A 13,984-nucleotide genomic window follows, 5' to 3' on the forward strand; every position below is an offset into this window, starting at 1 on the left:
TTACGGATTACGAATATAATCCTGATTATCAATTATTTGCATTAAAAGATATACATTTTAATTAATTTCTCTTCCAAAAAAGTAATTTAGTATGATTTCCCTTTAGCTTGAGAAAAAAATCCAAAAAATTAGTTTTGATGAGGTTATACAAAAATAATTTTAATACACTTTACTCTTTAAAAAGCATTCAAAATGCTCTTTTATATCACACAAAAATTCCCTATCCTTAATTAAAAGAATAGGGAATTTTACTTTATATATCTAAGCGATAATTTTGATTATACATTTTCGCTATCATCTTCTTTTTTAGGTGTTTCAGGCTCTTTCTGAACTTTGATTCCTTCTGATTTTTGTTCTTTTTCAAGAGTTGCTAATTTTTCTTCAAAAGGCAAATTAGATTCAGGAGTTTCAGAATAAGGAATATGTTGAGGAATAAAATCTTCTTTAGCACCTGGCTTACTATAATCGTAAGGCCAACGGAATACTTGAGGAATTGCTCCTACCCAATTACCATGTCCAGGGAAACGAGGAGTTGTCCATTCTAATGTATTTGATTTCCAAGGATTTGCAGGTGCTAAACGACCTTTGAACATAGAGTAAACGAAGTTGAAAACGAATACAAATTGTGCAAGGAATGTCAAGATAGCAGCCGTACTAATGAACATATTCAAATCTGTAAACAAACCAAACGGCTCAAATGCAGTATGTGAATAATAACGACGAGGAAAACCAGCTACACCGATAAAGTGCATTGGGAAGAATATCGCATAAACTCCGATGAACGTTGCCCAAAAGTGGAAATAGCCCATTTTAGCATCCATCATACGACCAAACATTTTTGGATACCAGTGATAAATACCAGCAAGCATACCAAAGAATGAAGCAGAACCCATTACTAAGTGAAAGTGAGCTACTACAAAATATGTATCATGTAATTGAATATCGATTGCTGCACTTGCTAAGTGAATACCTGTAAGACCACCAACAATAAAGAGTGAAACTAAACCAATAGAGAAAAGCATAGCTGGTGTAAATACCAAATTACCTTTCCAAAGTGTCGTGATATAGTTAAATGCTTTTACTGCCGAAGGAACTGCAATAATAAGTGTCAAGAACATAAAGATAGTTCCCAAGAAAGGATCCATACCTGTTACGAACATATGGTGCGCCCAAACGATAAATGAAAGAACTGCAATACCAATGATAGACAAAATCATTGCGTGATAACCAAAAATTGGTTTTCTTGAATTTGTAGCAATTACCTCTGATGATATTCCAAGGGCAGGTAAAAGTACAATATATACTTCTGGGTGTCCTAAGAACCAAAACAAGTGTTGGAACAAAATTGCACTACCACCTTGGTTTGGAAGAGCCTCTCCACCAATATAAATATCAGATAAGAAGAAACTTGTACCAAAACTACGGTCAAAAATCAAAAGTAATGCTGCTGAGAACAATACTGGGAATGATAAAAGACCAATGATAGCAGTAATAAAAAATGCCCAAATAGTAAGTGGCATACGGTTAAACGACATACCACGAGTACGCATATTAATTACAGTAGAGATGTAATTAATACCACCTAATAGCGTTGAGATGATAAACAATGCCATACTAGATAGCCAAAGTGTCATTCCTAGTCCAGAACCAGGCATAGCTTGTGGCAATGCACTAAGTGGTGGATAAATTACCCAGCCTCCAGATGCAGGACCAGTTTCTATAAATAGTGAATAGAACATCACTAAACCTGCTACTGCAAAGAACCAGTAAGAAAGCATGTTCATAAAACCAGAAGCCATATCTCTAGCTCCGATTTGTAAAGGAATAAGATAGTTACTAAATGTTCCACTAAGACCTGCTGTCAGTACAAAGAAAACCATTATCGTACCGTGCATGGTCACAAGTGCTAAGTAAAACTCTTTATCTAATTTTCCAGTAGCATCTATCCATTTGCCCAAAATTGGTTTTAAAAAGGATAAATCTGCGTCAGGAAAACCAAGTTGCAGACGGAAAATTACTGACATACCTACTCCTATCATTGCCCAAAATATTGCTGTAAACAAAAACTGTTTTGCAATTACTTTATGGTCAGTAGAAAAGATATAGTTTGTAATAAAATTTCCGTGATGCTCGTGATCGTCATGATGCTCTTCATGGACAAATCCATGATTATCAACATCGTAATGTAGAACATCTTGTCCGCTTGCTTGATGCGTTGTATCAGCCATAATTATTTGCGGTATTTATTGTAAAATAGATGTATTAAAATTTAATTTTATTTTCGTTGTTCTCCTCATCCTTATTAAAGGATTACTTCTTGTTACTAAAATTGTTTATTTAGAAGCAAGGTTAGAAGGAATATTTTTAATTCCTTGCTCCTTTAAATAATCTACATTTTTAGCAGCCCAAGCTTCTTCAGAATCATACCATTTTTGAAATTCATCAGCTTCTAAAACAGAAACTTTCATAAACATCGCAAAGTGGCTTCCTCCACAGATTTCAGTACAAGCTAATTTATATTCAAAAGCATCCCAATTTGGATCACCCTTTGCCTCTAACTCAACTTTTACTTCTTCAGCTGTTTTTGTTGGAGTAAACCAAAATTGTGTCGGCATACCAGGTACTGCATCCATCTTTACTCTAAAGTGAGGTAAAAATACACTATGCAATACATCACGAGAGCGAATTTTCAAAAGAACAGGACGACCTTTTGGTAAACGTAATTCATTATACATAAAATCATCATAATTAGACTCATCAGCTTCAAAATCCATTCCCATAGAATTTGTTCCGTCTGTCTTCATATAATTGAATTTACCAATTTTTCCATCTTTTCCTCCATAACGTACTTGCCAGTTAAACTGTTTCCCCATTACTTCAATAGCTAAAGCATCTTCTGGAGCAGGGTCTGTAATGTCAGACCAAACCGTCCAACCTGTAACAACTAAAGCAGTCAGAACAATAGCAGGAACGATAGTCCAAGCAATCTCTAACTGATTATTATGAGGAATAAAAGTAGCTCGTTTGTGTTCTTGATAACGATACATGTAAGGGAAAAAGAACAATAATATATGTGTTACTATGAAAACAAAAAACACAACGGCAGTAGTAAGCCAAAATAGAAAATCAATTTCTACTCCATGTATAGATGATGCTTCTGGCAAAATATATTTTACTTTTTCAGAAAAACCATAAGCAAAAATAGATGCAAAAAGCACAAAAAAGAATACGATAAATAAAATCGAATTCACTTTATTCGACATTCCTACTCTACTATCTCTAGTGTTTGGTTCTTTAACATCTTTCGCCACACGCACAAGCATGAAAACACGATAAATAAGAGCCATTAAGATAAGGAACAGAACGCCGACGGCAGCAATAAGTAATCCGTTCATTTGTATAGTTCAGTTAAAAGTTTTATTAAAATTTTATATAATTCTTATACTATATAGTAATTATATACTGTTAGTGAAATTGTTTTGTTAAAATTTATTAATTAAACTGAATATAAATTCCAAACATACTTTTTCAACACTGTATATATATAAGTCTCTGATAGATAAGCAATTTGTACTATAAAAAGGTTTTCAAAACTTTCAATTATTTTTGAAAGTTGTTTATTATCCTTTCACTTACTTTTTATGTGGTACAAAAATAAGGTTTTCAAACCAATTTAAAAACCTTATTTCAGTTTAATTCTTACTTTGATTCAATTTATATTGAATCTTTATTTTACTATTTAATTCTAAGTTTCATGATTGTAAGCTTCCTCTAAAAGTGGGTGGTTCTTTGCCACTAAAGGGGCTTTAGCTAAATATGCTCCTACTATATAAGCAAATACACCAACGAATATAAACGGCATTCCAATTTCTAAGAAACCGAATGAACCATGCTCACGAAGTGTACCTGGAGTAATCATTTGGTAAAAATCAAACCAGTGTCCGATAATTACAGCAATACAGATTACTTTTAAGATAGTCATCTTACGTTTTGCATTACGTGTCATAAGTCCAAAGAAAGGAATAATGAAGTTTACAAGTAAGATGATAAGAATATATTTTCTATAAATTGGACTAGAAAGACGTTCTACATAATAAGCCGTTTCTTCTGGAATATTTGCGTAATAAATAAGCAAGAACTGACTAAACCAAATGTAAGACCAAAAAATACTAAATGCAAATACAAACTTACCTAAATCGTGCAAATGATTTTCATTGATAAACTTTAAATAACCTGCTTCTCTAAGCATTACAACCGTAAGTGTAATGGCTGCAATACCAGCTACCCACCAACTTGCAAAGTGATACCAACCAAACATTGTACTAAACCAGTGAGTATCAATAGAAAGTGTCCACCACCAAGCAGCAACCGAAGAAGTAACTCCAAAGAATACTACGAATGCAGCAGATAATTTTACCATATTACGATAATGTTTTCTGATTTGTTCTTTCGTAGTTGCTTTATCTTCTGCTAATGAATTCTTACGAGTAAGAATGTGAAATAAAAACCATCCACCAATAATTACAAATGAACCAATTAAGAAAAATGGCTTATTCAGAAAAGCACTTTTTCCTGCAATGATTCCATCATATTCAGGAGTTCCTAATGCATAAAGCTGTGAGTCTGTCCAGTGAAAAATCTCGTGGTATCCCCAAAAGAAAGTAGCAAAGAATAATACCAAACCAACAGGCAAGAAATAAGCAAATGCTTCTGGAATACGTTTAAACCCTGCTGACCAACCTGCCATTGAAATATATTGGATAGCTACCCAAAAAACTCCAACTACAGAAAGACCAATAAAGAAAATAATATTAATCCAAAGGTTTACCTTTATTCGTTTTGTCCAGTGATAGGGATGATGCCCTCCTTCTTCTGCATGAATAACTTCGTTGCCATCAACTACCCCCACAGTAGTAGGAGCATTTTCTGGAAGTTCCTGCTGAAGAGCAGAAAGTTGGTTTCCACTCATTTCGATAGCAGCATGTGCTTCTTCGTGATGCCCAGAGTCAGTAGCCATAAAAGCTATTCCAATTCCAGAGAATACTACTCCAATTAAAATTAGAATAAATATAGTTCGTTTTGCTTTTGCTGAGAAGATAAACTGCTCGTTTAGTGCTTCTCTGTCAAAGTGATAATCTTTGTGTGCAGCCATTGCGATTGATAAAGTTTATGTATAGTCTGCGAAATAATTTCTAAAGACAGTTAGTAATTTATATTTATTAGAAAAACTTATTTTTAATAAATAAAAATTAAGGATTTCCTTGTTGTAATTGTTGTACATAACGTACTACTTTCCAACGCTCTTCTGGTTCAAGCTGAACTTTTACAGGCCACATACGTCCTTTTCCATACGTAATTACGTGATAAATCCACCCTTCATTTAGTGTTTTATAACGACCTGCTGTATAATTAGGAACGCCATTGTAAACAGCTCCTACTTTTCCGTCTCCTTTTCCTTCTGCACCATGACAAGCTGCACAATACGTCAAGAAAAGTTGCTTTCCATCTGCTAATACCTGTTCATCGTCTTTTGGTAGAGGATTTTTCCAAGTTCTAGAAGCATATTCTACACTATCTCTATGAGTTTCGTAGAACATAGTTTCATTTTTCAACTCTTCAGTTCTGTATTTCTGACGTTTTACTGTTCCCACAGGAGGCATAAGCATATTGGTAACTTTGTCTCTCAACTTAGGATTTTCTTCCAAGTCTTCCTTTGTATAGTAGCCATAAATAGATGCTGGAGAACTATTGAAATAGTCATCAATACGAGAGTACCAATGATTTTCGTTATTCACTACTTGACTAAGTGGCTCATAAGGAACAGAGTGATACATTTGAGGTGCATACTCAACTCCTGGATAATTTTCTTCTGCTCCACAACTAGTCAAAAGAGTAAGCATTGCAACTCCTAAGACTGTATATAAAGTAGAGAATGTAAATGTATTAAATAGCTTCATTGCTTTTATTTTTATAAATCTGTTAATCGGTGGTAATAAGTTATTTAGGACGGCTCGTAGAACGAACACCATGCTTGAATATATCACCCAAATATTTGAAGAAAGACGGATTATTTTCTTCTTCTGTAAAATCTTTACGATTTACTTCTTCTGAACCTGCTTCTTCCAAAACAGCTTTAATTTCTGCTTCTGAAAGACTATTTTTGGCTAAGTCAATAGCTACAATATGTTTATCATCTGTACTACGACGGTCAAAGATACGAGGAACTTTGTAAGGTTTCAAATCTTGAGAAACCAAAAACGAACCTACCATACCAAAGGCAGAAAAAAGAACAGTCATCTCAAAAGTAACAGGAACAAAATCGGGAATTGCAATAAATGGCTTTCCACCAATAATCATAGGCCAAAGTGCACCCATCATACCTGTTTGCATTGTGATTGCAGCCGTAGTTCCTAAAGCTCCAAACATAAATGCTGCTTTTGGCAACCAAGAATGTCCGTAACCTAAATTTTTCTCCAATCCATGAACTGGATATGGATTAAATACTTCGTAGATAGAAATTCCTTTTTCACGAATATGATCAACACCGTGTTTTAAGTCATCTTCATCACTATAAACACCTAAGATATAGTGCTTATCTACTTCCATTGTATTTGATGTATTATTTGCCATAATTTTAATATCTTTTTCTCCCTAATAAACTAAGTAGTAATTTTAAAATAGTTGTATTTCATCAACATCTTAAACTACATCATGAGGGTCTTTAATGGTTTCTCTGTTTTTATAAACGTGGTGATTAGATGTTTTCAATACTGATTTTACTTCTGCCATATTTATTACTGGGAAAAACTTAGCAAATAAGAAGAAAAGCGTAAAGAACAAACCAAAAGTAAATACATAACACATTACATCCCAAAGTGTCGGACTAAAGTATGTCCAAGAAGAAGGAAGGTAATCATTATGAAGCGATGTAACAATAATTACGAAACGCTCAAACCACATTCCGATATTTACAATAATAGAAAGAATAAATGTAAATACGATGCTTGTACGAAGCTTCTTAAACCAAAATACTTGTGGAGAGATTACGTTACACGTCATCATTGACCAATATGCCCACCAATAATCTCCTGTTGAACGGTTGATAAAACAGTATTGTTCATAAGGAACACCTGAATACCAAGCCATAAATAATTCTGTAATATAAGCAATACCTACGATAGAACCAGTTACCATAATGATAATGTTCATCAGTTCAATATGCTCTAAAGTAATGTAGTGTTCTAATTTATATACTTTGCGAGTAATAATCATTAAAGTAAGTACCATCGCAAAACCTGAGAAAATTGCTCCTGCAACAAAGTAAGGAGGGAAAATCGTAGTATGCCACCCTGGTATTACTGAGGTTGCAAAGTCCATACTTACAATCGTATGTACAGAAAGTACAAGTGGTGTAGAAAGACCAGCTAAAATCAAAGCAACAGCTTCGTAATGAACCCAAGCTTTTGCACCACCTACCCAGCCAAGGCTAAGCGCACCATAAAAAATACGACCAAACTTCGTAACAGCACGGTCACGGATAGTCGCAAAATCAGGTACAAGTCCTATAAACCAGAAAACAAGTGATACAGAGAAATAAGTTGAGATGGCAAAAACGTCCCAAAGAAGAGGAGAGTTAAAGTTTACCCAAAGAGAACCAAATGTATTTGGTAAAGGCAAAACCCAATAAGCTCCTAACCATGGACGACCCATGTGAACAATAGGCCAAACGGCTGCACAAATAACAGCAAAAATTGTCATTGCTTCTGCTGCACGGTTAATAGCAGTACGCCATTTTTGACGAAAAAGTAAAAGTACGGCAGAAATAAGTGTTCCTGCGTGACCAATACCTACCCACCAAACAAAGTTGGTAATATCCCAAGCCCACTGTACGGTTTTGTTGAGTCCCCAACGACCGATTCCGTTCCAAAGCATATCTCCTAAAAACGCTCCTCCTGCTATAAGCAGAACCAAAGCAAAAGCAAAAGCTGCCCACCATAATGGAGCTGGATTATCTTCTACTCTTCCTGCAATATCCTTTGTAATGTCGTGATAGGTCTTATCACCAGTTACTAAGGGTTCTCGTACATCTGATATTATTTGCATGATGATGTAATAATGTTGTGATGATTATCTAATTAAATTCTTTATATATTTTTAGAAGTAAGGTCTATAATTACTTACAAACCCTACTTATTTTTTGTTTTATGACTGTGCAGCTTCTACCATATCCTCAGCTGATTGAGGATTCACACCAGAAGGAACGAATGCTTCTTCTTGGTTACGAACTTTAGTCAAGTACCAAACATTCGGACGAGTATTAATCTCATGTAGAACGTTGTAAGCACGTTTGTCTAATTCTGGCTCTAATAACTTCACAATTTCACTGTCTCGGTTATTCAAATCTCCAAAAGTGATTGCACTTGTAGGACATGCACTAGCACAAGCAGTAACTACTTCGCCATCACGAACCTTACGCTCCTCACGTTTTGCAGCTAGTTTACCCTCTTGGATTCTTTGTACACAAAGTGAACATTTTTCCATTACACCACGAGAACGAACAGTAACATCTGGATTCAATACCATTTTGCCTAATGCATTGTTCTGGTTGTAATCAAATTCTGAGTTATTGTGATACTTAAACCAGTTGAAACGACGAACTTTATAAGGACAGTTGTTTGCACAATATTTCGTACCTACACAACGGTTATATGTCATTTGATTAAGACCTTCTGAACTGTGCGTAGTTGCAGCAACTGGACAAACAGTTTCACAAGGTGCATTATTACAATGCTGACACATCATTGGTTGGAATACAACTTCTGGATTTTCAGAAACAGCTTTTAGTTTAGGATAATCAGAAGCTCCTGGGCTTTCACCTGGTGCCAGTTTAGTTGATGAAGTATAATAACGGTCAATACGCATCCAGTGCATCTCACGACGATTTTCTACTTCTGTCTTTCCAACAACTGGAACATTGTTTTCCATACTACAGGCTACCAAACAAGCCGAACAACCTGTACAAGTATTTAAGTCGATAACCATTCCCCAGTGATGGAGGTTATATTCAAAAGTATCTGCTGCATACTCATCACGCTCACGCTGACGAACAAGCCAGTTATCTTCTGTTCCTGGTTTTATTTTATCTTTTGCATTCTCTTCTGCTTTAGCTATTGGGTCATTTTCAGAACCATAACCATCGCTATCAATATCCCAAATTGAAATATCAGTAGGCTCGGTTTTCTTACCATCCATTGTAACTTTAGGGTCGTACTTTTTAGCTATCAAATTATCAACATCTTGATAATCTTTCAAGATAGCCTCTTGAATAATCGTTTCACGACCTAAATATGTTTGGTGCGTTTGAGTACGAGCTATTTTTTCTGTATCCCCTGCTGCTTCAATAGTTACACCACTTGTACGTGTATATTGGATAAACCCATCACGCATAGAAAGCATTTTGTAACTATTTGCTCCACCTGCTTCAACAGAAACTTTTCCTAAGTTATTATTTGTGTTATTTTCGTCATCTTCTTTATGACCGTAACCTAAAGAAATAGCAACCGTATTGGTTGGCATTCCTGGTTGAATAATCACAGGCAAAATGTAGGGAGTACCATCAACTGTTACTTTCGCTTGTGAAGTTTTCACTTCTACAGTCTCAAAACCAAGTTCGGCTGCTTTTTGCATAGAAACAAGGACAGCATGTCCCCAAGTCAATTTTGTGATTGGGTCTGGTGTTTCTTGAATCCAAGGGTTATTTGCCATTGAACCTGTTCCCATTACAGGAGAAGGATAAACGACTAACTCTACTTCACTTCCCTGTACAGGAACAGTAGTAGCATAATTCTTTTTGATATTTGCATCTATGCTAGACCAATCAGCATCTTTATATGTAATAGATGTATTTGCTGTTGCAGCACCTGCCACTAACTCTTCTCCTTCAACTGTTTCAGTATCTACTACAAAATCAGTTTCAGAATATTCTGTTTTTAGACCTGCTAATGTAGTGTCTTGACTACTTTGCATTGTTGCTGCTCCCATTACAGAAGAAGCATTAGAGCTTTTAGACATTACAACTCCATCATGAAGCCACTTTTTCCAACTATTCTCAAAGTTCATTCCGTTCATAGGAAGACCTTTAGATTTCCATGTAGAACGTAAATAGGTATAATAATCTCCTTCCATTCCTGCCCAGCTCATCAAGCTATCTTGGAACTGACGAGTATCAAAAATTGGATTGATAGTAGGCTGAATAAGACTTAAATGACCAGCTTTTGGTTCAGCATCATTCCATGATTCTAAATAATGACGGTCTGGAGTAAGGTATGTACAGAAATTAGCTGTCGCATCAATTCTATCAGAAGTCGAAACAGAAAGCTTTGCTTTAGGAAGAGCCGCTGCAATATCACTTCCTCTTGGGTGGTCATAAACAGGGTTACAATTATAGAAAATTACACCTGCGCCACCTTGTAAATCTTTTATAAAATCTGTCATTTGCTTATCATCGCCTTTGCGCTGATATGAAGGGTTTTGCATATCAATCGTTTTGCCATAACTCCCTAATTTCTGATTGATTGCATTGACAAGTTGCTGAACGTCTGGGTCATTCGAACCAGAAACTACAAGGGCTTTTCCATTTGCAGCTTTAAGGTCTTTGAGTAGTTGTTGATAGTTCTTCTCTAAAACAGCATTTTCAAATTTGAAAGCACCTCCAGCATTTCCTCCGAGTGCTTTGTACAAAGCTGCTACAACTGCACCTTCTTGAGAAGGAGAAATCGGCAAACGATAATCTGCTGAAGCACCTGTATTTGAATAGACAGATTCAATTTGATAATGACGAGACATCGTTTTCTTATTTTCAGAAATCTTACGAGTCTTAGCATATTGTACTGAATGCTCAACTTGAGAAAGCCAAAAGCCTAAAAAGTCTGCATTAATAGAAACAATAAGCTCTGCTTTATCAAAATTATAAGAAGGAACTACTTTTCTTCCAAAGCTACGGAAGTTAGCTTCCATCATACCCGAAACAGAAACAGGGTCATACGACACGTGCTTTGCTCCAGTTTTAGCACAAAATTCATTTATAAGTTTTTGAGTTGTCGGACTTACAACAGTCTGACTAACCAAACGAAGATTAGAATCAATTTTTGAAGAAATTTCAGAATCAACTGTTTTCCAATCTGTTTTTGCTTTATCTTTTAATGGGTGTTTTGCTTTTTCGTTATCATACAATCCTAGAACAGAGGCACTAATACGAGCATTTACTTTTCCTTTAGAAAGAGGAGAAAATGCGTTTCCATCTGCAAAAATAGGACGACCTTCACGAGTTTTGATAACTACTGGACTTGCCTCACCACCATCTACAAAAGTAGAAGCGTAGTAATTAGGAATAGTAGGAATTACCTCTTCTGGTGCAGTAAGGTACGGAATTGCATGTTTGACAGGAGCTTCACAAGCTGTTAGAGAAACAGCTGCTACACTAAACCCCATCACTTTTAAGAAATCACGACGAGAGCTTTTAGTAATATCATCGTCTTCTTCCTTAGTATTATCTCCATAAGCATCCTTTATTTTAAGGTCTTGTGGAAATTCTTTTTCAGCGTTTTGGATAAAATCAGGGTCATTTTTTAGTTGTTCGATGCCCTTCCAATATATGCGTTCACTTAATTTCATTTTCTTAGGTTTAAGTTGTTGAGCGACAAGTTAATGGTTTAATAGTGACATTTAGAACATTCTAACCCACCAATATCTTCAACTTTTAATGGTTCTTTAGATGTAGAATTATGCAATTTGATAAGATTATCGTAATAATTATTTCCTTTTGCATTTACATCCCATTCACGGTGGCAGTTGATACACCAACCCATAGTAAGTAGCGACACTTGTTGTACTACTTCCATTTCTTGAATCTCACCATGACACGTCTGACATTCAATACCACCTACTTTTACGTGTTGAGAGTGATTGAAGTAAGAAAGGTCTGGCAAGTTATGTACACGAACCCATTGAATAGGCTCATTTTTTTCAATAGCGTTATAGATTTTTTGAATCTCTGGAGAACCACGACGAAGTTCGCCATGACAGTTCATACAAACATTTGCAGAAGGAATAACGGCAGACTTACCTTTTTCTACCCCTGAATGACAGAATTTACAATCAATTTCGTAATATCCTGCGTGAAGTTTGTGAGAGAATTTAATCGGTTGAGTAGGAGCATACCCTTGCTGAACACCGATTGTCCAAAGTCCTGCAAAAAGCTCTTTTGCACCAACAGCTACCAGTACGAATAATACGACACCAATAAAAGCAGAGCTTGTAAAGAAGGCTTTAAAATCAAATATAGATTGAGTAACTACTGTATCTTCGTCTTCTTCTAACTTTTCTTTCTGTAAATAACCTGAAAGAACTGAAGTAAGAACAACTAACACTAGCGCAACCACTAACAAAAGAGCAATCAAGCCAATTACAACTCCTAGTAATAAACTAGAGTTTGCAGCTCCTCCTTCTTGCACAGCTCCTCCTCCATCTCCAGCAACTGCAACTGTAGCAGCAGGAACAGGAACAGTTTTGATATAATCTAAAATAGAAGCTACTTCCTCATCTTTGAAAAAATCGTGATTTGGCATATACTGCTGATACTCTTCGTAGAGTTTTTGAGCATAAGCATCTCCCGAATTAATTACCTTTTCAGGGTATTTAATAAAATTGATGATAGCTGCACGACTTCCCCAACGAGCTTCTGCGCCATTCAATGCAGGACCCACCACTTTTTTGTGGACAGCATGACATTGAGCACAGTTACCTTCAAAAAGTTCTTTTCCTTGTGCAATTACTTCTGGACTTTCTCCAGCAGTAGCACCATCGTCTGTTGTTGCTGTTGCGTCGTCAGTAGTTTGTGCTGTTGAGTCTTGTTGAGCATATGCACACTGTGTAGAGAGTACAGTAATGGTAGAAATAACCAAGAGCATCAAGACAAAACCAAAAGCACTTCCTGTAACACTTCTTTTAAAACCTCGTCTAAAGGAACGAAGTCTGTTAGAATATGACTTTTGTATTAGTAGTTGTTTGAATAACATATTTTTTAAATAATATAGGTGACAAGCACAAAACAATATAAATTTTGATATAAGTAGCCTTAACTTTTTAATAATGTTTGACTGAATATATCTATCGACTATAAGACTGTGCTGTTTTCGTTTACAAAATTAGTATGCGTATTGGTTTTTATCAATGTTTATTTCAAAATACATCAAATTTTGTTTTTGAGACAAAAACACTAACCAATTGATTAACAGTTACTTATAAATTTACACAAAAACTCATGGCATAATTTAAAATGATTCTAAATAATTTTAAGTTGCTTTTTCACTTGTTTTTCCAAAAAAAATAAAATTTGTAATGGATATAAAAGCTCAAAGATTTAGACCGTTTGACTTAGATATTGAAGTTTTTAATTTCTTTTACTATCATTTTAAAACTCTTACTCTCGGAGATAAAAAAAGTTTTAAAAAATCGAAAAAAAATTAAACTGAACTTACAGTTTCGTTTTTCAACAGAATTGCAATTACTATTCAAAATTATTTCTTTTATCTTTAAAAACAAAATTAATTTATCAGTTTAACTCTGTTCATTCAACTTTATAATAGGAGTAAACTAGACAAGCCCTAGAAAAATATTTTTAGAGAAAAATAAAAAATATTTCAATTTAGCTTTTTTTGATAAAAAAAATTCTTATCTTTGCGTCTTAGTTTTCGAAAACGCTAAACCATAATATTATGTCAGTTACTAGATTAGAACGCAAATTGAAGCGTCGTCGTCGTGCATCTGTTGCACGTGATAAGATGCTCAAAAAAAACAACTTTGTACCTCCAATGCTTAATGTAGATGTTGAGGCAATCAAAGCTGAATTTGAGAAAAACAAAAAAGCGTAGGTCTATCTATAAAGACCAAAACATATAAAAAAACCTTCATTCTAGCTTTAGAA

9 protein-coding genes are annotated in these 13,984 nt (G+C 35.1%); 1 reads left to right on the forward strand and 8 read right to left on the reverse strand.

Going from position 1 to position 13,984, the window contains the following annotated elements:
- Nucleotides 1-278: 278 nt before the first annotated feature.
- The 8 genes from WAF17_RS09765 to WAF17_RS09800 all read right to left on the reverse strand — a co-directional run bounded on the left by WAF17_RS09765 (nucleotide 279) and on the right by WAF17_RS09800 (nucleotide 13,076).
- The gene (locus WAF17_RS09765) at nucleotides 279-2,228 is read right to left on the reverse strand and encodes a cbb3-type cytochrome c oxidase subunit I (protein ID WP_338769397.1); all 1,950 of its coding nucleotides are present in this window, start codon (nucleotides 2,226-2,228) and stop codon (nucleotides 279-281) included.
- 105 nt (nucleotides 2,229-2,333) lie between these two features.
- Nucleotides 2,334-3,395: a cytochrome c oxidase subunit II gene (locus WAF17_RS09770; RefSeq protein ID WP_338769399.1), complete on the reverse strand. Its 1,062-nt coding sequence runs from the start codon at nucleotides 3,393-3,395 to the stop codon at nucleotides 2,334-2,336.
- 350 nt (nucleotides 3,396-3,745) lie between these two features.
- Complete coding sequence (locus tag WAF17_RS09775) at nucleotides 3,746-5,152, reverse strand: quinol:cytochrome C oxidoreductase (protein ID WP_338769402.1); 1,407 nt, start codon at nucleotides 5,150-5,152, stop codon at nucleotides 3,746-3,748.
- Nucleotides 5,153-5,249: 97 nt separating this feature from the next.
- The gene (locus tag WAF17_RS09780) at nucleotides 5,250-5,957 is read right to left on the reverse strand and encodes a cytochrome c (RefSeq protein ID WP_338769405.1); all 708 of its coding nucleotides are present in this window, start codon (nucleotides 5,955-5,957) and stop codon (nucleotides 5,250-5,252) included.
- A 40-nt stretch (nucleotides 5,958-5,997) separates the two neighbouring features.
- Nucleotides 5,998-6,630, reverse strand: a complete 633-nt coding sequence (locus WAF17_RS09785; RefSeq protein WP_338769408.1) for a DUF3341 domain-containing protein — start codon at nucleotides 6,628-6,630, stop codon at nucleotides 5,998-6,000.
- 69 nt (nucleotides 6,631-6,699) lie between these two features.
- Complete coding sequence (gene nrfD / locus WAF17_RS09790) at nucleotides 6,700-8,103, reverse strand: NrfD/PsrC family molybdoenzyme membrane anchor subunit (protein ID WP_338769411.1); 1,404 nt, start codon at nucleotides 8,101-8,103, stop codon at nucleotides 6,700-6,702.
- A 99-nt stretch (nucleotides 8,104-8,202) separates the two neighbouring features.
- Nucleotides 8,203-11,673: a TAT-variant-translocated molybdopterin oxidoreductase gene (locus WAF17_RS09795; protein WP_338769414.1), complete on the reverse strand. Its 3,471-nt coding sequence runs from the start codon at nucleotides 11,671-11,673 to the stop codon at nucleotides 8,203-8,205.
- 38 nt (nucleotides 11,674-11,711) lie between these two features.
- Complete coding sequence (locus tag WAF17_RS09800) at nucleotides 11,712-13,076, reverse strand: c-type cytochrome (RefSeq protein ID WP_338769417.1); 1,365 nt, start codon at nucleotides 13,074-13,076, stop codon at nucleotides 11,712-11,714.
- A 699-nt stretch (nucleotides 13,077-13,775) separates the two neighbouring features.
- Here WAF17_RS09800 and WAF17_RS09805 point away from each other — a divergent pair.
- Nucleotides 13,776-13,931, forward strand: coding sequence for a hypothetical protein (locus WAF17_RS09805; RefSeq protein ID WP_338769420.1), 156 nt, complete (start codon nucleotides 13,776-13,778; stop codon nucleotides 13,929-13,931).
- Nucleotides 13,932-13,984 lie beyond the last annotated feature (53 nt).

The sequence above is a fragment of the Bernardetia sp. ABR2-2B genome (genome assembly GCF_037126435.1).
GTDB lineage: Bacteria > Bacteroidota > Bacteroidia > Cytophagales > Bernardetiaceae > Bernardetia.

Bases quoted from the DNA above. Each gene is read 5' to 3' on its own strand.
- WAF17_RS09765 (WP_338769397.1), bottom strand. From the start codon at position 2,228: ATGGCTGATACAACGCATCAAGCAAGCGGACAAGATGTTCTACATTAC.
- WAF17_RS09770 (WP_338769399.1), bottom strand. From the start codon at position 3,395: ATGAACGGATTACTTATTGCTGCCGTCGGCGTTCTGTTCCTTATCTTA.
- WAF17_RS09775 (WP_338769402.1), bottom strand. From the start codon at position 5,152: ATGGCTGCACACAAAGATTATCACTTTGACAGAGAAGCACTAAACGAG.
- WAF17_RS09780 (WP_338769405.1), bottom strand. From the start codon at position 5,957: ATGAAGCTATTTAATACATTTACATTCTCTACTTTATATACAGTCTTA.
- WAF17_RS09785 (WP_338769408.1), bottom strand. From the start codon at position 6,630: ATGGCAAATAATACATCAAATACAATGGAAGTAGATAAGCACTATATC.
- nrfD (WP_338769411.1), bottom strand. From the start codon at position 8,103: ATGCAAATAATATCAGATGTACGAGAACCCTTAGTAACTGGTGATAAG.
- WAF17_RS09795 (WP_338769414.1), bottom strand. From the start codon at position 11,673: ATGAAATTAAGTGAACGCATATATTGGAAGGGCATCGAACAACTAAAA.
- WAF17_RS09800 (WP_338769417.1), bottom strand. From the start codon at position 13,076: ATGTTATTCAAACAACTACTAATACAAAAGTCATATTCTAACAGACTT.
- WAF17_RS09805 (WP_338769420.1), top strand. From the start codon at position 13,776: ATGTCAGTTACTAGATTAGAACGCAAATTGAAGCGTCGTCGTCGTGCA.